This is a genomic window from Paenibacillus sp. CH40 (genome assembly GCF_024213605.1).
Lineage (GTDB): Bacteria > Bacillota > Bacilli > Paenibacillales > Paenibacillaceae > Paenibacillus > Paenibacillus polymyxa_B.
In genome coordinates, this window is sequence record NZ_JANAVQ010000005.1 from 1 (window position 1) to 17,715 (window position 17,715).

The following is a 17,715-nucleotide window of genomic DNA, read 5'->3' on the forward strand; positions in this document are numbered from 1 at the left end:
TGGCCAAACGCATCAGACTGTAAATCTGCTCCCTTACGGGTTCGGTGGTTCGAATCCATCATCCTCCACCAGTTTTATAGGGGCATAGTTTAAAGGTAGAACAACGGTCTCCAAAACCGTTGGTGTGGGTTCAATTCCTGCTGCCCCTGCCAATTATTCATAACTTGCGGCGGTCGTGGCGAAGTGGTTAACGCACCGGACTGTGACTCCGGCATTCGTGGGTTCAAGCCCCATCGGCCGCCCTTTACTTATTGGGGATTAGCCAAGCGGTAAGGCAACGGACTTTGACTCCGTCATGCATAGGTTCAAATCCTATATCCCCAGCCATCTTTATGCGGACGTGGCTCAGCGGTAGAGCATCGCCTTGCCAAGGCGAGGGTCGCGGGTTCGATTCCCGTCGTCCGCTTTGTTATACTCTGGCGCCATAGCCAAGTGGTAAGGCAAAGCTCTGCAAAAGCTTTATTCCCCAGTTCAAATCTGGGTGGCGCCTCCATAATTGAATACGCCGGCGTGGCGGAATGGCAGACGCGCTCGACTCAAAATCGAGTGGGAAACCGTGGAGGTTCGAGTCCTCTCGCCGGTATTAACTAAAAGAGTTCATTAGAGACATTCTCTAGTGAGCTTTTTTTATTTGAGCTTTAGTACCCCACTCATTGCTTGAGCTGAAGACACCTTTGAGTTGTATTCCAAATGCGAATAAATATTGGCTATTATTGCGTAATCACTGTGACCCGGCCATTCCTGAACTTCTTTCATGCTTACCCCTAATACATCTACATAAATATACTCCAGGTATTCAAGACAATAAGAATTGTCAGAAGATAAGCGATAGGATTCCTGTTATTCCTTCATACGGATCAGAAGCTCATAGAACGTATCCACCAGTGGCAGTATACGGCGACTGGCTTTATTCTTGGTTCGGTCCTTTTCAATTTCAATATATCTACCATTCAAATTGCCCGATGTGGCAGTATGTTTAATATTAATAGTCCAATTCAATAAATCAATAGCCGACCATTTTAATCCTACGACCTCGCTTCGGCTTAGCCCATAAAAGGCAGCCAGGATAACGGAAAGCTCAATTCTTTCGCCTCGGATTACTGCGAGGAGTTGATCCAGCTCCTCGGCATTGTAGAAGATCACGACGTAATTGTTCTTTTTTGGGCTTTCAACTAAGTCAGGGAGATTCGCCACAATCGGCTTTATTTTCACGGCATACTGAAGGGCTCTGCAAATGTTCGCGTGGTAATGAATAACGGTATTGGCGCTGACACCTTGCACATTCATTTCATGGGTATACAAGGTCTGAAAATCCTCTGTAGTTAAATCATCAAGCAATACATCCCTTTCTCTCGGAAAAAGGATCTACGCGGCCTTTTACAGTTCGGAATAGGAGATATAGGAGATAAGCCCGATACTGTTTTTCATCATCTCTAACCATTGAAGCATAAAGTCTACGAACAGCTTTTTGCTATTAACGGATGGAGTAGCCGCTTTTACTCTTACAGCATATCTTCGTTTTCAACCGCGAGTGCTTGTCCTTCCATATGATAATTCTTCCTGGCTTCCTGAAGCAAGATTTCGGCTCTTTTCTTGGTTCCTTTTATCTTAAGCCCCGTAGGGATCCATTTTGGTTATCGTTTACCATTCTCATCTTTACAGTTAGGCGGATGTCCCGTTGCGCTTTTCCCTCTTCCAATAACTCCAGAGGGTGAACCCGATCCTTTTTCAAATACCGGTTGAGCTTCGGAATGGATTTGTTACAAAAGTGGTAGCTGAATCCGCCGATGGATTGCTTTAGCGCCCAGAAGGTGCATTTGATTTTGAACCGGGCGGTATAAAGTTCGATGATCTAAGTCGCCTCCAGTGTCAGATCGGTGCTGGCTAGAATGGAGCATCGCCTGTTCGGATTCACCAGCAAAAACCGCAGTTTTTGGTATACTCTTTGGCTCCATAACATATCCAGACACAGGTAACTGACGGATTATTCTTTGCCATACATGCTCACGATAGCGTACTCAAACGCGGCGATACGGCTTTAAAACAGCTCGGTCAAGCACCACCTTTGTCCTCTTTTTACGGTAGCGACCCCGGTCTGTGGCAGGTGTACCATGACGTTCATAGGCAACGGTATTGGACTTGGCTTCGGTTACCAGATCCATCCGGGTGCTGCCGAATTGGTTCCATTGTTCAACCCCCGCAAAGCAGGATTGATCAGAGGTAGGCAAAACCATTTCCGGGACGTGCCCTAGTCAAAACACAGCATGAGGCCGATGACAATGACAACAAACCCATGAAAAGCGCCTCAAAATTGCGTCACATTTAACACAATTGATATTGATTATCAATATCAATTGTGTTAATATGATTTTGTTCACTAGTGAACAAAAAATAATCTAATGGTGACACTGAACTTGGTCTGCAACTACTACAAGAGAGGGGAGATTGGGAAATTGGAGTTTCAAAATCATTTTAAAGGTCATCTTTACGAGCAATATATTAAAATGCTACATCTGAATGAGCTGTATACTGAACAAGAATTTAACTCATTTCGGCAACAGGCCAGAAAGTACCAGATTGACATGCTCTCTAACAATATTACTAGTGTACACGTTATTGATTGCATTGGTGATTATGAACCGATAAATCATACCGGGATTGTGGAGAAGATGGGGTTGTCCAAAGCTAGCATTACTAAAATTAGTGCAAAGCTGCTGGAAATGGGCTTCATTATGAGAAGTCAACTGAACAGCAATCGTAAGGAGATTTACTTTAGTTTAACGGATAAGGGAAGACACGTTTATCATTTGCATAAAGAACTGCACAAAGAAAAAGAAGAAAGGTTTTACCAATTCATTGAATCCTATTCAGAGGTTGAGCTGCAGACTATTGGAAAATTTATGAGTGATTTGGTGGCGCGTGCCGAAGAATACTCCGAAGGGAAGTTTACGATAAATGACGACATTAAAGATTGAGGAATTAAGATCCAAGATTGAAGGAAAAGAAATTTTAAAAGGGCTCACACTGGAGATTCATGGCGGAGAGATTCATGCGATTATGGGGCCTAATGGGACGGGAAAAAGTACATTGGCTTCAGCTTTAATGGGCCATCCCAAATATGAGGTTACTGGCGGTAAGGTGACATTGGACAATGAAGACCTTCTGGAGATGGAGGTGGATGAGCGTGCCCAGGCAGGCTTGTTCCTCGCTATGCAATACCCAAGTGAAATTGCTGGCGTGACCAACTCGGACTTTCTCAGAAGTGCCATCAATGCACGGCGTGAAGAAGGCGATGAGATATCCTTAATCCGTTTTATCCGTGAAATGGAGAGCAAAATGAAGGGGCTGGAGATGAACCCGGAATTTGTGCATCGTTATTTGAATGAGGGATTCTCTGGCGGTGAAAAAAAGCGGAATGAGATTTTGCAAATGATGCTACTTGAACCCAAGTTTGTGATCCTGGATGAAGTGGACTCAGGGCTTGATATTGATGCACTGCGTATTGTGGCCAATGGCGTAAATGAGATGCGCAGCCCGGATAGAGGCTTTTTAATCATCACCCATTATCAACGACTGTTGAATTATATTACCCCGGATTTTGTGCATGTCATGATGCAAGGCCGGATAGTTAAATCTGGCGGTCCGGAGCTTGCACACCGTTTGGAGGCTGAAGGGTACGATTGGGTGAAGGAGGAACTTGGGATTACGGATGAGACGGTAAGGGAAGCTTAAAAGCCGGAGAGGAGGAACAGCACGTGGATATACAAGCTAGAGTTTCAATGAATGTGGACGATTTACGCGCATGGTCAAGCGCTAAGGATGAACCTCGTTGGCTGATTGAACGCCGCGTTCACGCACTCGAACTGGCAGGGACGCTGGAGTTGCCTAAAGTGGAGAAAATCAATCTCGAAAAATGGGATATCTACGAAAGTGGAGATTACAAAGCTGAGAATGCGTGGTCTAGTTTGGAGGAAGCGCCGGAGGTTGTTCGAGGTTTGGTTGCTTCTCCGGTGAAAGGCGGGCTAATCGTTCAGTTCAACTCGGATGTAGTGTATACGAAATTGTCCGAGAGCTTAGCCGCCCAGGGAGTCATTTTAACGGATCTGCATACTGCGGCAAAAGAGCATGAGGAGCTGGTTCAACGTTATCTCTTTCAGGCAGTAAAGCCAGAAGAACATCGTTTATCTGCTGCACACAGTGCCTTATGGAGTGGTGGCGTTTTTCTATATGTCCCAGACGGTGTAGAGGTTGAAGCACCTATTCAAGCGATCTTTCTTAACGATACAAGCGGTGTGTGTTTTGCTCCTCACGTCTTAATTGTGGCAGGGAGCAACAGCAAGATCACTTATGTGGATAATTGTGTATCGAGTGGTGATGATGTCAAGGTATTGCATAACGGTGTGACGGAGGTCTTCGCGGGGGCGGGCTCAAAGGTGCAAGTAGCTTCGGTTCATCAGCTTGCTGCAACTACAACAGATTTCACCCAGCGACGGGCGGTCGTTCTTGCTGATGGGGGTGTGGAATGGATTATCGGTGAGATGAACAATGGTTATACCGCCAGCGATACCAAGACTTTGCTACAAGGCAACGGGGCGGTCTCCGACAATAAGGTGATTGCTATTGGCACGGGCAATCAAAAATCGAGCTATACAACTCAAGCTCAGCATTTTGGCAGAAGCTCGGTAAGCCAGATGATTACGCGTGCAGTCATGCTTGAAGAAGCTACGGCCATTATCAACGGCATTACAAAAATTGAAAAAGGTGCAACCCATTGTGATGGTCAGCAAACAGAACGCGTGCTTATGCTAAGTCCTAAAGCTCGCGGCGATGCCAATCCGATCCTGCTGATAGATGAGGATGATGTAACCGCGGGTCATGCTGCATCCGTGGGGCAAGTAAATGCAGAGCAAATCTATTATCTGATGTCGCGCGGGATATCACGGAGTGAAGCCGAACATCTTGTTATTTTCGGATTTCTCGCTCCTGTCATTTCGGAGATCCCGCTGGAAGGTGTTCGCAGTCGCCTAAAAGATTTAGTGGAAAGCAAGCTCGGCAGATCATAGCAAATCAAAATGAATCTTGAAAGGTTAAAAAGGAGTGATACTAATGGCTAAAAAAGCACCAGATATGGGCGAATATAAATATGGGTTTCGCGACAAGCACCAGTCTATTTTTCAATCTGGAAAAGGTCTGACGGAAGAGATTGTCCGGGAAATTTCCCGGATCAAGGAAGAGCCGGAGTGGATGCTCAATTTTCGGTTGAAAGCTTTGAATCAATTCTACAAAATGCCGATGCCTGAATGGGGAGCGGATTTGACCGGGCTAAATCTTGATGACATCCAGTATTACGTTCGCCCTTCTGAAAAACAGGGAAAGACCTGGGAGGAGGTTCCTTCCGAGATCAAAGCAACCTTTGACAAGCTGGGAATCCCTGAAGCGGAGCAAAAGTTCCTGGCGGGGGTATCCGCTCAATATGAGTCGGAAGTAGTTTATCACAGCATGCGGAAAGAACTGGAGGATCAGGGCGTTATTTTCCTTGATACGGATAGTGCATTAAAGCAATACCCCGAAGTGTTTAAGCAACATTTTGGGACGATCATCCCTCCCGCCGACAATAAATTTGCGGCGCTTAATAGTGCGGTTTGGTCAGGCGGTAGCTTTGTATACATTCCGAAGGGTGTTCAGTGCGAGGTTCCTATACAAGGTTATTTCCGTATTAATTCTGAAAATATGGGTCAATTCGAGCGGACATTAATTATTGCCGAAGAGGGCAGCTTTGTCCATTATGTTGAAGGATGTACAGCACCTATTTATAGTACCAGTTCTCTGCATAGTGGAGTTATTGAAATTATTTGCCGGAAAGATTCCCGTGTCCGTTACACGACCATTCAGAATTGGGCTCCTAATATCTACAACTTGGTAACCCAAAGGGCTGTGGCAGAAGAAAATGCCACAATGGAATGGGTGGACGGCAACATCGGCTCCAAGGTAACAATGAAGTATCCGGCAGTATTATTGAAAGGACGGGGAGCCAAGGGGTCCATCCTGTCTATTGCCGTAGCCGGTAAAGATCAGCATCAAGATGCTGGCGCGAAGGTAATTCACCTTGCTCCCGAGACAACATCTACGATTATATCCAAATCCATCAGCAAGCAGGGCGGAAAAGTAAACTACCGAGGGTTGTCCAGCTTCAGCCGCGATTCCGCAGGGTCCAAGTCCAATATTAAGTGCGATACGTTGATATTAGACAACATGTCAACATCAGATACGATTCCGTACAATGAAATTAAAAACGATCAGATTACTTTGGAGCACGAGGCAACAGTATCCAAAGTGTCCGAGGAACAATTGTTTTACTTAATGAGCCGCGGGCTTACAGAACAAGATGCTACACAAATGATTGTAATGGGCTTTATTGAACCGTTTACCAAAGAATTGCCAATGGAATATGCCGTTGAAATGAATCGGTTGATTCAATTTGAGATGGAAGGAAGCATCGGTTGATTCATTAATTTAATAGATCAAACCTTTATCATTCTTTAAAGAAGTGCGAGGTGCGTGCTAGTAATGAAGAAAAATAATTCGGACGATTCAGAACTAGCTCAAATTGCCCGAGAGATACGAAAACTTCAGTTCTGCTTCTATATGCTGTCAGGATTGAGCGCAAGTTGTGGTGTGATGATACCTTTAGACTCTATTTATACGCTTATAAGGGAACTTTCGGATCAAGAGGTCACTCTTAGGCAAAAAGCAAAGGATCACTCAGACGATCTAGGGTGAAAAAAGGTCTGATTTGAAGAATGGTAAAACAATGGGAGGAGTTGACATAATGGATGAAAATAGAGTTTTATTCGATGAAGTATCGGAAGTTCTTCTCAAACTACGTCCTTTCTTACTGCGTGACGGTGGAGATGCTGAACTGGTCGAGGTTGAGAACGGTATAGCAAAATTAAGATTTTTGGGAGCTTGCAATGGTTGCCCAAGTGCTACGATTACGTTAAAGGTTGCTATTGAGCGCGCAATTCTTGAGGAAATTGATGATATTAAAGAAGTTGTACAAGTATTCTAAATTCCTTGATACTAAGCAACTGAGTTAGTCCTGTCGCAGACCATAGCTACGGAAGTTGATCCCGCTGCTCAATACCAAAGTACATCGACAGATTACCTTGCGGGTCGAAATCGACGAGCGACACTTTTTTTACTTCATCAAACAAGGTATTATCAAGATTGTATTCGATATCGAGTGGGAAACCATGGAGGTTCGAGTCCTCTCGCCGGTATACAAAAAGGATGATAAAATGCTTAAAAGCATTTTATCATCCTTTTTATTATTCATACTCATGATTTAAGGAACAAAACTAACTTGGATTTAGATTAGTTGAGGGAAGAACTTTGCTTAGGTTTTCTCAATAGATTTAAATTTGACCAGATCTTTGATCTTATAGTAAGATGGTGGTACTGAAAAAACATTTTTAGTTTATTAAGTACGAAAGAAATGAGGATGAATATGCAGGAAAGAATTTTGGAGGCTTTTGTAGATGAAGTTCATGAAAATGGATTGAAATTTACTATGGATGATCTTGCGAAAAGACTCGCTATTAGTAAGCGTACATTGTATGAAAATTTTTCGTCTAAGACGCTTATTTTAGAAACACTTATTGAGCGTACAAATGATGATATGATTCGAAAAACTGAGCAGATTATCGAAAATAATGAGTTATCTTTGTTAGACAAGATTAAGCAGTCGATTAGGGTCATGCCTCTGTATTATAAGTTTTACGATTTAAGAATATTGGACCAGATGAAAAAGTATTATCCTGAGCAATGGAAAAGGGTACATGCCGATTTAAATGACTGGTCTCCGATTAGAACATTAATTCAGGAAGGCATTCGAGAAGGAATAATAGTGAACAAAAATGAGGCTCTGATCATGAAGCTTATTATTGAATCTGTAAATTTAACGCTTGATCAGCGTTTCTTTCTGGATAACAGTGTGACGGTAGAGGAAGCAACTTATTCTATTGTAGATATTTTGTTGTTCGGATTGGTCGAAAAATAAAAAATAGCCTCATCAATATGCTGCATATTTTAAGAGGCCATTTTTTTATATGAAAACTAAGAAAACAATTTTAGTTTCAATTGTTTTTGAAAAAGAATAATGAAGTTTACCTAATGTTGAATAAAGAGATACGGAAAAGGAAGGGTGGAAATATGTCTATACTCACAAGAAATCGAGGAGCAATGCTGTTATTGATGCTTAACATTTTTTTGGCATTCATGGGGATTGGATTGGTTGTCCCTGTGTTACCTAAGTTTATAAGTGAGCTAGGGATGAATGGTTCCTCGATGGGACTGATGGTTGCAGCTTTTGCGTTGACACAGCTTTTGTTATCACCATTGTCAGGAAAGTTGTCTGATCGTTATGGACGTAAAAAGTTGATTGTTTCTGGGATGTTCATCTTCATGTTATCAGAGCTTGTTTTTGGACTGGCGAATTCCATTCCTACCCTGTTCATAGCACGAATCATGGGTGGAGCAGGGGCAGCGTTGCTTACTCCTTCTATTATGGCCTATGTTGCTGATGTGACCTCGTTTGAGGAAAGAGGCAAGGGAATGGGCATGATCAATGCAGCGATCAACACAGGCTTCATAATCGGGCCAGGGATTGGCGGATTGCTTGCCACATATGGAATACGCATTCCCTTTTTTGCGGCAGCAGGAGCTGCGGGAATAGCAGCTATCTTGTCTCTGTTAGTACTGCCTGAGTCTTTAAGCAAGGAAAAGCAACAATATAATAGAGAGCTTCCACGTCAAAAAGAAAATCTTTTGCAGCAATTTGCCAAGTCATATCAATCTCCATATTTCATGGGTTTACTCATTGTATTTGTCGTTGCTTTTGGGTTAGCGAACTTTGAAACAGTATTTGGACTGTTTGTTGACCATAAATATGGTTTTACACCGATGGATATTGCCATCATCATAACGACAGGCTCCATTTTGGGAGCAGTTGTCCAAGCGACTATATTTGGATGGATCATTAATCGTTTTGGAGAGAAAAAAATAATTCACCTCTGTTTGGCTATTGGGGGCCTGTTCATTTTTCTAACCCTATTTGCTGAACAGTACGTGATGATTATGCTGACGACCTTCATCATTTTTCTGGCTATGGATATCCTTCGTCCGGCAGTAAGCACTTCTCTATCGCGGCAGGCTGGAGATGAGCAAGGCTTTGTGGCAGGCATGAACTCGTCCTATACCAGCTTGGGTAATGTGATTGGACCGCTTGTTGCGGGATTACTATTCGATGTTCATATTAATCTGCCTTATATGGTTGCAGCTATAGCGTTACTGGCTTGTCTCGTCCTTTCACTACGTTCCAAGCAAGCGGGTGAGCAATACTCGATAGCCCATGCAGCAGAACAGCATAGAGGAGGATAGCCGCAGGTCTATACTCATCCCCGACTTAGGTCTAGGTTCAAAAACCGTCTGGGGTCCGTTTTGTCAAACGCTTGTTCAGCGTACAATAAGGACATAAGCAAGACACAGTGAAAGGCGGTGAGAGATGATGAGAGTTAACAAAGGGAATGGGTTAGCCATTGTACTGATCGTGTTGGGTTCGATTATGCTGCTCGGTAAGTTTACTCCGTTTTTCGGTCACTTTTTAGGACATCTGATTGGTTACTTAATTCCGATAGCTATGGTCATGCTAGGCTACTACGGTGTGAAAAAAGGAAATGCGCTCTTCGGCTGGATCGTACTTGTACTTGGGGTACTGATTTTGCTTGGCAAACTGTCCTGGCTTCTGGGACCGCTACTGGCAATCGGGTTAATCATATTTGGTGTTTCCCTGCTGAGTGACCGCAGAAGACGTTACTGATTTTAGCAGTTTGGCGAATGAAGAAAGATTGCAGTAACGAAGTGTTGAATTGTTGAATTATGGGATACGAATTGTGAAAGGAGCAGACGCAAATGAGTGTTTTTCGAAGAATGCGCGATATCACGGTAGCGACCTTCAATGAGCATTTGGAACAAAGCCAAGACCCAGTGCAACTGATTGACCAGTTCTTGTATAATACCCGCCAGGAAATTGCCGAAGCGGAAAAACTCCATCAACAGTATGCGATGCATACAAGACAGATGAAGCAGCAGTTGGATCATGCATTGTCCATGCAGACCAAACGGGAGGAACAGGCGCTACTGGCTTTGAAGGCTGATGAAGAACATATCGCGAAGCTGGCCCTTCAGGAGAAAATGCTATATGCAGAAAAAGAAGAGCAGTATAGAGAACTGTGGGAGCAGAGCCGTGAATCACTACGTGAGCTAGAACAACAGCTAGATACGTTAAAGACAGAATATCAAACGGTACACAGCAAGCGTCAGTATTATGCGGCACGTGTACAGACGTTGAGACTCCAGCAGCAAATGAACGAACGGGCTGGTACATACGGTGGACGGAATGTTCCCCGAATGTTCAACCGCTTGGAAGACCGGGTAGCCGATATGGAAGCAGAAACGATGAGTCTGCGTGATTTACGTCGGGGTGAGGGCGACCATGTACAGGATGCCCAAGGCGGTGGATCGCTGCTCGAACAAGAGTGGGCGAGACTGAAAAGCAAGCTGAACAACAGCGGGAAGGAGTAATTTGATAATGACCCGAATTTACAGATCAAGCCGGGATAGAGTAATAACAGGTGTATGTGGCGGTCTTTCTGACGCAACAGGAATGGACTCAACATGGATTCGTATTCTGGTTGTGATCAGTTTCTTTATTACAGCAGGAACCACATTTATGATTTATGTAATTGCGGCCCTGGTTATCTCCAAGGAGCCGAGATCTCCTTTCGATGGAGGATTTGGCCCTGACAGCGGTCCCTACAATCAACAGGATCCACGCTATTATGGCAGTAACAATACAAGATCGCAGTATGGGCAGGGAACTGGTTACAACCAGGGCGGTGCATATGGCAATTCGAACCCGTTTTTTGGTCAAGATGCCCGCAACTCATCTAAATTTAACACAGGTCAGAACAGTGACCTGGATTCCATGATGGAAGATATCGAGAAAAAGGCAATGAAAAAAGAATTGGCAGAGTTACGCAAAAAAGTAGAGCAATTTGAGAAGGGAGATCGTAAATAATGGGGATCTTTAAAAGAATGAAGGATATGACAAGAGCATCGGTGAATGAAGTGTTGGATAAAGTGGAAGATCCGATTATTATGTTGAATCAATATTTGCGCGATATGGAGGCGGAAATTCACGAGGCTGAGGTAACGGTTGCCAAGCAAATGGCGAATGAACGACGTATGAAACAGCGTTTGGAGGAAGCGGTGCGTGTATCCAATGAGCGTGAGAAGCAAGCTGAATCCGCATTACGAAATGGTCAGGAAGAAGTAGCGCGCAAGCTGTTGGGAGAGAAGATTTATTTTGTGCAGAAGCAGGACGAATACCGCGACTTGCATACACAAGCTGAGCTTCAAGCAAAAGAATTGGTACAGCAGCTTCACGACATGAAAGATGAATTCTATAAAATGCGCAACAAGCGCAATGAGTTGGTATCCCGTGCTCAAATGGCGAAAGCCAAAAAGCAAATGTCTCAAATCAATAGTTTGCACACGATTGAAAGTGGGTCTGCTTCATTGGGCTTCCACCGTATGGAAGAAAAAATCATGCAAATGGAAGCTGAAGCTGACGTACTGCGTGCTCCTTACCGTCAAGCTCCAGGAGAAGCATATGTTAATCCGGCTGAGGCTGAAAAACAGTTTAAAGTGGATGAGCAGCTTCAACAGCTTAAGTCCAAAATTCAGACAGGTGCTAAACCAGTCGATATGAAGAAGGACTGACTACTCGGAAACAAGACATTATGATATGCTGTATGGAATGGACATTGGTCGATGATCGTGCCTAATCTGTATGGTTCAGGAAAGCCATATGGCGGAATGTTGCGCCACTATGGCTTTTCCGTCCTGTATAAACAAAAAGGGGGTGCAGCATGGAGAGAAAAAAATCAGCCTTGGCACTGGCAGGGATTGGCATCGGGATTATCATTTTATTCGGTCAGTGGATTGGGTTCCTCTCCGTGGTTGCACTGATCCTAATGTTGGCCGGAATATATAAGATCCGCAATTCCAAAATCAAAAAGGGCTACACGATGCTCGCGATTGGTGCTGGATTGTTAGTGCTGGATCATTTGTTCCTGTTTGTGGTAGTTACACTAGCATCATTAGCTGTATTCTATTCACGTTCAAGGAAGCTGCATAAAGGTCAAAGCTCCATATTCAAGCACAATTTTATATCCAATCATAAATGGGATGAAGTGCCTTGGAGCCTGCGCAGCACAAGCATATGGCATGTGGTTGGGGACGTGGATGCCGACCTGACGTTGGCTCTCCCAGAGGAACGTGAGCCCGTCATATTTTTGCAGGGGATCTTCGGTGATATTGACATCACCCTACCGGATAATTACGGTGTAGAGGTGGAGATGTTCATATTGTTCGGACAGATTCAGTTTGACCGTGACCATGAGGCGGGGATGCTCAATCGACTGGTTTGGAAGTCCCCCCATTTTGAGCAGAGTGAGTATAAAGTGAAGTTTGTCGTTTCGTACTTGGCGGGCGATGTCCGCGTCCGATTTTATTGAATCAGGAGGAGCCGGGATGAATCATAAAAAAACGTCCAACATGGTAACCCGCAGTATGGGTGAAGGTATCCTCCTGTGTGTTGTTGTGGGCGTAGTTGTCTTTTATATGCTGTATACATATGGATATGTGAAGTCGTTCCCAACCTGGGGAATGATATTGAAAGTTGCAGGAGCCGTTATACTGGTGTTGATTGGTACAGGGGCAATGTACGGATTTTATGAAAGCTACCGCTTTAAAAGCAGACTGGAAATGTTGAGAGAGACGTTGCTGATGTGGGAAAAGGGAACGCCAGCACGTGAGTTGCCGCCCCTAGGGCATGATGAGCTTGGCAGGCTGGGTGAGCAGCTGGAACGGATTGGGCGTAAATGGCAGGAACAAGTTACGTCTTTACAACGCTTATCCACGGATAATGCTCAGCTGGCAGAACAAGCACGGATGACTGCGATTGTGGAGGAGCGGCAGCGGCTGGCCAGAGAGTTGCATGACGCCGTATCACAGCAATTATTTGCTATTTCAATGACGGCGACGGCTGTGGGGAGGACGCTGGATAAGGATTTTGATAAAGCGCAGCGGCAAGTTGCGCTAATTGAAGAAATGTCTTCCGTGGCACAATCCGAAATGCGGGCGTTACTACTTCATCTGCGGCCTGTCTATCTGGAAGGGAAACGGCTTGAGCAGGGTTTGCGTGATTTGGTACAAGAGTTGCAGGCAAAGGTACCGATGGAGATTGATTTTGAAATTGAAAGCGGAGTACAGTTGGTTAAAGGCATTGAGAACCACTTGTTTCGCATTGTTCAGGAAGCGATGTCTAATACATTGCGCCATGCCAAAGCAACCCGCATGGAAATTCGTATCGTGCAACGCCCGGATTCTATCAGGCTGACGATTCGGGATAACGGTATTGGTTTTGAACTGGATGAGAAAAAGCAGACTTCATATGGATTATCCACAATGCAGGAGCGGGTCAGTGAGATTGGGGGAGCTATTCAGTATATAACGGCTCCGGGAAAAGGAACACGGATCGAGGTGTCCGTTCCAGTTATTAATGATGAAAGCGGAAGGAACGATGATCATGGAAACGGAATTACCGATTAGCGTACTGCTGGTAGACGACCATGAAATGGTACGGATTGGTCTTGCGGCGGTGCTGGGGACGGAAGAAGGTATTGAAGTGGTCGGCGAGGCCGGAAGCGGAGAAGAAGGCATACGGTTGGCTTCTGAATACAAGCCAAATGTGATTTTGATGGATCTGGTCATGGATGGCATGGATGGCATCGAAACGACACGCCAAGTAACTCGCCTGCTTCCAGAGACCAAGGTGATTGTGCTGACGAGTTATTTGGACGATGAGAAAATGTATCCGGTCATTGAGGCAGGGGCATTCAGCTACTTGCTCAAAACGTCTCGTGCTTCCGAGATAGCGGATGCGATCCGTGCAGCTGCACGCGGACAGTCCGTACTAGAGTCACAGGTGGCCTCCAAGATGATGAATCGATTCCGCCAGCCACAGGCTGAGGCACCCGCGCATACGGAGCTGACTGATCGTGAGATGGAGGTGCTACGCCTGTTGGCACAAGGGAAGTCTAACCAGGATATCGCAGATGAGCTGATTATCGGGATTAAGACGGTAAAATTCCATGTCACGAACCTTCTCGCTAAATTAGGAGTGGAAGACCGTACACAGGCGGCGATCTATGCCTATAAGAACGGATTAGCAGAGTAGAAGTAGAATAAACGAATACAAAGAACCGGAGACGACAATAGTCCTCCGGTTTTTTTGTGTTCTATAACAAGTTGTTTAGATCAGGAGGAATAAAAAGGCGATTAAAGCCAGATCTAATGCAAGCCCTGCCCCGTATCCATATCCGCCGTACCCACCGCGATAGCCTGCTCTGCCATTTCCATAACTACTATAGCCATTTCCAGCAAATCCGCCTGCGTCATAAGGAAAGGATGGACTCAGAGGTGCGTTGGGCGGCTTAATTAAGGCATTTAGTTTGGCAGAGGTACGAGCTTTGTTTGTAGGATTCCTTTTTTTCTTTTTAGAGGAAATCTTTTTCGGGGTTTGTTTTCCTTTGTTACTGTAGCTCCCGGCATAGAGACTGCCAGGAAAAAAAGGTGGATATCCGTTCAACATCAGCTTGCCTTTGCTACACCCACTTAAGATGCCGATGTGTCGTGTACCATCACGCATAACGGCACAGACCAGACGTCCACCATGAGGTGCCACATTGGCTTCATTTACAGGATAAATCGGAAACATGATTTCACCTCTTTTGGTGTAAGATGCATTGTGATCATAGTCTATTCTTACGGTGCCTACGATGTATGGTCGAACACCCAGTAGGCAGATGAATATTTTAGAAGGGATTTGCCGTAGTGCTGTGTGTATAAAACCTCTGACAATGGGAATGCTATTGATAGATTCATAGATTTCAATCCAGCCGAAAAGAAAGTATCCAGAGCGTAGGTGTGGGAAACGGATGGTTGTGGAGCGGGGGGAACGATAATGTTAAAAGCAGAGCTGATTAAAAAGGGGATTATTGCAATTTTGGTATTAGGAACGGTGCTGGTACTAGCTGGCTGGCGTTACGGAACCCTTCAGACAAACCGAAATGACTCCCGCGAGGCAGAAACGGCTTTACGCTCATTGTTAATCATCTCGGATCAGACCCCGGGTACGTTGGATAAGCTGGTTGTGAAGTGGCAAGGCGATTGGATTTCTAACCATGAAGAGCCAGCAGATGTGGCGGCACAGATAGCTGATCAGCTGAATATACCCACAGTAAACAAACTCGTAGAAAAAGGACACACGGTTTATCGTTCTGTTCGTGATAGTGAGGATCTAAAAATCCGCTTAAATGTGATGGAACGTCAAACTGGACAATGGTATGTAGTTGTTCAACTGGAGAGCAATGATGCAGGACGTGAGCGGTTGATTCAGCTTCATAAGCTTTGTGCTGAGCAATTAAAGTCTATGGGAATTCAAGCACAGTGGAACACGGCCCTTCAGCGTTTGCTGCATACCAAGGAATCCAAAGATCAACTGTTGAAACTGACAGAGGCGAGCTTAGCAGGGAACATCTCCATGCAGGCCAAAGAAAGATATACGGATGCGACTACTGTGGCTATATCCTATGAAGCTCCAGAGCTGCCGTTAATGGTTCAAAGCGGTGAGCATCAGGTCCAGATGCAGATGGCTGTACATGAAGATAGGGAGCAGCAGGATACACGTATAACACTCGGTTTCCCGCTTATCACGATTGAATACTGACTTATAAGGTAAATTTATGATTCATCGGATAGCTTATCCATGTAGGATATGATAAAATATCAACAAATCTTTAGTTCCATGTTTTTCGAAAATCAAGTATGATCTTGTATAAATATACACAATACTACATGCAGATTTCGGGGATTGTGGATTGCGGAATCTTGACATGGGAAGAATGAGGTACTTCATGGCTGACATACCTGTTAAAGAATCTGTTGTGACGCAAGGCGCAGTTCTGTTTATTTTTGGCGCTACGGGCGATTTGGCTCGTCGCAAGCTTTTTCCTGCTATTTACAGCTTGTACCGCGAAGGCAAGCTTGCTGACGATTTTGCCGTTATTGGTGTAGCAAGGCGTCCTCGCACAGAAGAAGAATTCCGTAATGACCTGTATGCTTCCATACAGGAGTTTAGTCGCTACAAAGCAGAAAATGATCAAGAATGGCAGGCATTTGCCGAGCATTTTGAATATAAATCGCTGGATATCAACAATGTCGAAGGGTTCCATGAGCTGAGACAGCAGACGGAGTCTATAGAAAGCAAGTTTAACATACCGGGAAATCGGTTGTTTTATTTGGCCTTGGCTCCTGAGTTATTCGGAAGCGTGTCGAAGAGTTTGAAAGATGGCGGCATGATGGATGGAAAGGGCTGGAATCGCCTGGTGATTGAGAAGCCATTCGGTTATAACCTCGAATCTGCACAAGAATTGAACGTTGAAATACGAGAAGTATTTGCCGAAGAAGAAATTTATCGGATTGATCACTATCTTGGCAAGGAAATGGTACAAAATATTGAGGTGATCCGCTTCGCGAATGCCTTCTTTGAACCACTGTGGAATAATAAGCATATTGCCAATGTGCAAATTACGCTTAGTGAAACGGTAGGGGTGGAGGAACGCGGAGGTTACTACGATCATTCCGGCGCCTTGCGGGATATGGGACAGAACCATATGTTGCAAATGCTAACGATGATTGCGATGGAACCACCTAGTCGCTTGTTGCCTGAGGATATCCGTGATGAAAAGGTAAAAGTGCTGCGTTCGCTACGCCCTTTTGAAACGTCTGAGGATGTGAAAACCAATGTGGTGCGTGGTCAATACACCGAAGGCAGTTATCGCGGTCAGCAGTTGCCGGGGTATCGCCAAGAAGACAAGGTTGATCCACAGTCGAACACAGAGACTTATTTTGCTTCACGCGTGTTTGTTGATAATTTCCGTTGGTCTGGCGTACCGTTCTATATTCGTACGGGCAAACGTCTCCCTGTAAAAACAACGGAGATTGTTGTGGAATTTAAGAGCATGCCAACGAACGTGTACCTCGGTCAAAAGCATAAGCTGGAACCGAACTTGCTCGTGATTCGGGTCAATCCAATGGAGGGCATTTACATTAAAATCAATGCCAAGAAACCCGGTTCCGAATCAGATATTGAGCCACTGGCTATGGATTTTTGTCAAAGCTGTATGGTGGGTATCAACTCACCGGAGGCTTATGAACGGTTGCTGATGGATGCAATTGAGGGTGATTCGACGTACTTCACGCGTTGGGATGAGGTTGCCACGGCATGGGGATTCGTCGATCGAATCGCCAAAGCATGGCAGCAGACCCCGGATACGCTGGAAACCTATGCTGCAGGTTCATGGGGACCGGAAGGTGCTCACAAGCTATTGGAGCAGGATGGCTTCAAGTGGTGGCCGGTTAGCGGTCAGGATGAAGATAATGTCATCTGGCGAGTAGGCGGCGTTCAGTAATCCCGATTTGTCCTGCATCCCCCTATGTCCTGTTCAGGACGTAAGGGGATGCTTTGCG

19 protein-coding genes and 6 tRNA genes are annotated in these 17,715 nt (G+C 44.9%); 22 read left to right on the forward strand and 3 right to left on the reverse strand.

Features of this window, described 5'->3' with window-relative positions:
- Window positions 1-78 precede the first annotated feature (78 nt).
- The 6 genes from NLX73_RS15835 (at window position 79) to NLX73_RS15860 (ending at window position 583) form a co-directional block, all read left to right on the forward strand.
- Window positions 79-152: transfer RNA gene (locus tag NLX73_RS15835), tRNA-Trp, on the forward strand.
- Window positions 153-169: 17 nt separating this feature from the next.
- Window positions 170-242 (forward strand) — tRNA-His (locus NLX73_RS15840).
- A gap of 10 nt (window positions 243-252) precedes the next feature.
- Window positions 253-327: transfer RNA gene (locus tag NLX73_RS15845), tRNA-Gln, on the forward strand.
- A gap of 7 nt (window positions 328-334) precedes the next feature.
- Window positions 335-406, forward strand: a tRNA-Gly gene (locus tag NLX73_RS15850).
- Between the two features lie 12 nt (window positions 407-418).
- Window positions 419-493: transfer RNA gene (locus NLX73_RS15855), tRNA-Cys, on the forward strand.
- 11 nt (window positions 494-504) lie between these two features.
- Window positions 505-583: transfer RNA gene (locus tag NLX73_RS15860), tRNA-Leu, on the forward strand.
- A 257-nt stretch (window positions 584-840) separates the two neighbouring features.
- Here NLX73_RS15860 and NLX73_RS15865 read toward each other — a convergent pair.
- Both NLX73_RS15865 and NLX73_RS15870 read right to left on the reverse strand, forming a co-directional pair.
- On the reverse strand, window positions 841-1,338 hold the full coding sequence (locus tag NLX73_RS15865) for a tyrosine-type recombinase/integrase (protein ID WP_254326667.1): 498 nt from the start codon (window positions 1,336-1,338) through the stop codon (window positions 841-843).
- Between the two features lie 680 nt (window positions 1,339-2,018).
- Window positions 2,019-2,234, reverse strand: a complete 216-nt coding sequence (locus NLX73_RS15870; protein ID WP_254326668.1) for a hypothetical protein — start codon at window positions 2,232-2,234, stop codon at window positions 2,019-2,021.
- A gap of 219 nt (window positions 2,235-2,453) precedes the next feature.
- On the opposite strand from NLX73_RS15870, the gene NLX73_RS15875 reads away from it, so the two are divergent.
- The 14 genes from NLX73_RS15875 (at window position 2,454) to NLX73_RS15940 (ending at window position 14,362) form a co-directional block, all read left to right on the forward strand.
- Window positions 2,454-2,975 (forward strand): MarR family transcriptional regulator, encoded by a 522-nt coding sequence (locus tag NLX73_RS15875; RefSeq protein ID WP_023990248.1) that lies wholly within the window; start codon window positions 2,454-2,456, stop codon window positions 2,973-2,975.
- On the forward strand, window positions 2,956-3,732 hold the full coding sequence (gene sufC / locus NLX73_RS15880; protein ID WP_023990247.1) for a Fe-S cluster assembly ATPase SufC: 777 nt from the start codon (window positions 2,956-2,958) through the stop codon (window positions 3,730-3,732). Before NLX73_RS15875 ends, sufC begins: the two co-directional genes overlap by 20 nt.
- Window positions 3,733-3,755: 23 nt before the next feature.
- Window positions 3,756-5,063 (forward strand): Fe-S cluster assembly protein SufD, encoded by a 1,308-nt coding sequence (gene sufD, locus NLX73_RS15885; protein WP_023990246.1) that lies wholly within the window; start codon window positions 3,756-3,758, stop codon window positions 5,061-5,063.
- A gap of 43 nt (window positions 5,064-5,106) precedes the next feature.
- Window positions 5,107-6,504 (forward strand): Fe-S cluster assembly protein SufB, encoded by a 1,398-nt coding sequence (gene sufB / locus NLX73_RS15890; protein WP_023990245.1) that lies wholly within the window; start codon window positions 5,107-5,109, stop codon window positions 6,502-6,504.
- Between the two features lie 325 nt (window positions 6,505-6,829).
- Window positions 6,830-7,069 carry a NifU family protein gene (locus tag NLX73_RS15895; RefSeq protein ID WP_254326669.1) on the forward strand — a complete coding sequence of 80 codons (240 nt, stop codon included), beginning with the start codon at window positions 6,830-6,832 and terminating at the stop codon, window positions 7,067-7,069.
- A gap of 438 nt (window positions 7,070-7,507) precedes the next feature.
- Complete coding sequence (locus tag NLX73_RS15900; RefSeq protein WP_039272741.1) at window positions 7,508-8,059, forward strand: TetR/AcrR family transcriptional regulator; 552 nt, start codon at window positions 7,508-7,510, stop codon at window positions 8,057-8,059.
- 152 nt (window positions 8,060-8,211) lie between these two features.
- A complete protein-coding gene (locus tag NLX73_RS15905) occupies window positions 8,212-9,438 on the forward strand; it encodes an MFS transporter (RefSeq protein ID WP_254326670.1) in 1,227 nt (408 codons plus the stop codon).
- Window positions 9,439-9,565: 127 nt separating this feature from the next.
- Window positions 9,566-9,877 (forward strand): LiaF transmembrane domain-containing protein, encoded by a 312-nt coding sequence (locus NLX73_RS15910; protein ID WP_013311898.1) that lies wholly within the window; start codon window positions 9,566-9,568, stop codon window positions 9,875-9,877.
- A 92-nt stretch (window positions 9,878-9,969) separates the two neighbouring features.
- Window positions 9,970-10,641 carry a PspA/IM30 family protein gene (locus NLX73_RS15915; protein WP_250260445.1) on the forward strand — a complete coding sequence of 224 codons (672 nt, stop codon included), beginning with the start codon at window positions 9,970-9,972 and terminating at the stop codon, window positions 10,639-10,641.
- A 7-nt stretch (window positions 10,642-10,648) separates the two neighbouring features.
- Complete coding sequence (locus NLX73_RS15920) at window positions 10,649-11,137, forward strand: PspC domain-containing protein (protein ID WP_013311896.1); 489 nt, start codon at window positions 10,649-10,651, stop codon at window positions 11,135-11,137.
- Window positions 11,137-11,841, forward strand: coding sequence for a PspA/IM30 family protein (locus tag NLX73_RS15925; protein ID WP_061829898.1), 705 nt, complete (start codon window positions 11,137-11,139; stop codon window positions 11,839-11,841). Before NLX73_RS15920 ends, NLX73_RS15925 begins: the two co-directional genes overlap by 1 nt.
- Window positions 11,842-11,990: 149 nt before the next feature.
- Window positions 11,991-12,638, forward strand: coding sequence for a cell wall-active antibiotics response protein LiaF (gene liaF, locus NLX73_RS15930; RefSeq protein ID WP_076294256.1), 648 nt, complete (start codon window positions 11,991-11,993; stop codon window positions 12,636-12,638).
- A 16-nt stretch (window positions 12,639-12,654) separates the two neighbouring features.
- Window positions 12,655-13,734, forward strand: a complete 1,080-nt coding sequence (locus NLX73_RS15935; RefSeq protein WP_023990236.1) for a sensor histidine kinase — start codon at window positions 12,655-12,657, stop codon at window positions 13,732-13,734.
- A complete protein-coding gene (locus tag NLX73_RS15940) occupies window positions 13,712-14,362 on the forward strand; it encodes a response regulator (RefSeq protein ID WP_013372995.1) in 651 nt (216 codons plus the stop codon). The genes NLX73_RS15935 and NLX73_RS15940 overlap by 23 nt, the downstream gene beginning before the upstream one ends.
- Before the next feature lie 75 nt (window positions 14,363-14,437).
- Here NLX73_RS15940 and NLX73_RS15945 read toward each other — a convergent pair whose 3' ends face one another.
- Window positions 14,438-14,902 (reverse strand): hypothetical protein, encoded by a 465-nt coding sequence (locus NLX73_RS15945; RefSeq protein ID WP_254326671.1) that lies wholly within the window; start codon window positions 14,900-14,902, stop codon window positions 14,438-14,440.
- Window positions 14,903-15,148: 246 nt separating this feature from the next.
- Here NLX73_RS15945 and NLX73_RS15950 point away from each other — a divergent pair, with 246 nt between their 5' ends.
- Both NLX73_RS15950 and zwf read left to right on the forward strand, forming a co-directional pair.
- Window positions 15,149-15,913, forward strand: coding sequence for a YwmB family TATA-box binding protein (locus tag NLX73_RS15950; protein WP_254326672.1), 765 nt, complete (start codon window positions 15,149-15,151; stop codon window positions 15,911-15,913).
- Window positions 15,914-16,100: 187 nt separating this feature from the next.
- A complete protein-coding gene (zwf, locus tag NLX73_RS15955) occupies window positions 16,101-17,657 on the forward strand; it encodes a glucose-6-phosphate dehydrogenase (protein WP_069290361.1) in 1,557 nt (518 codons plus the stop codon).
- Window positions 17,658-17,715: the final 58 nt, after the last annotated feature.

Coding starts and splice junctions, on each gene's coding strand:
- NLX73_RS15950 (WP_254326672.1), top strand. CDS start 15,149: ATGTTAAAAGCAGAGCTGATTAAAAAGGGGATTATTGCAATTTTGGTA.
- NLX73_RS15900 (WP_039272741.1), top strand. CDS start 7,508: ATGCAGGAAAGAATTTTGGAGGCTTTTGTAGATGAAGTTCATGAAAAT.
- NLX73_RS15915 (WP_250260445.1), top strand. CDS start 9,970: ATGAGTGTTTTTCGAAGAATGCGCGATATCACGGTAGCGACCTTCAAT.
- NLX73_RS15935 (WP_023990236.1), top strand. CDS start 12,655: ATGAATCATAAAAAAACGTCCAACATGGTAACCCGCAGTATGGGTGAA.
- NLX73_RS15945 (WP_254326671.1), bottom strand. CDS start 14,902: ATGTTTCCGATTTATCCTGTAAATGAAGCCAATGTGGCACCTCATGGT.
- sufC (WP_023990247.1), top strand. CDS start 2,956: ATGACGACATTAAAGATTGAGGAATTAAGATCCAAGATTGAAGGAAAA.
- zwf (WP_069290361.1), top strand. CDS start 16,101: ATGGCTGACATACCTGTTAAAGAATCTGTTGTGACGCAAGGCGCAGTT.
- NLX73_RS15910 (WP_013311898.1), top strand. CDS start 9,566: ATGAGAGTTAACAAAGGGAATGGGTTAGCCATTGTACTGATCGTGTTG.
- NLX73_RS15895 (WP_254326669.1), top strand. CDS start 6,830: ATGGATGAAAATAGAGTTTTATTCGATGAAGTATCGGAAGTTCTTCTC.
- NLX73_RS15905 (WP_254326670.1), top strand. CDS start 8,212: ATGTCTATACTCACAAGAAATCGAGGAGCAATGCTGTTATTGATGCTT.
- NLX73_RS15940 (WP_013372995.1), top strand. CDS start 13,712: ATGGAAACGGAATTACCGATTAGCGTACTGCTGGTAGACGACCATGAA.
- NLX73_RS15870 (WP_254326668.1), bottom strand. CDS start 2,234: ATGGTTTTGCCTACCTCTGATCAATCCTGCTTTGCGGGGGTTGAACAA.
- NLX73_RS15920 (WP_013311896.1), top strand. CDS start 10,649: ATGACCCGAATTTACAGATCAAGCCGGGATAGAGTAATAACAGGTGTA.
- liaF (WP_076294256.1), top strand. CDS start 11,991: ATGGAGAGAAAAAAATCAGCCTTGGCACTGGCAGGGATTGGCATCGGG.
- NLX73_RS15925 (WP_061829898.1), top strand. CDS start 11,137: ATGGGGATCTTTAAAAGAATGAAGGATATGACAAGAGCATCGGTGAAT.
- sufB (WP_023990245.1), top strand. CDS start 5,107: ATGGCTAAAAAAGCACCAGATATGGGCGAATATAAATATGGGTTTCGC.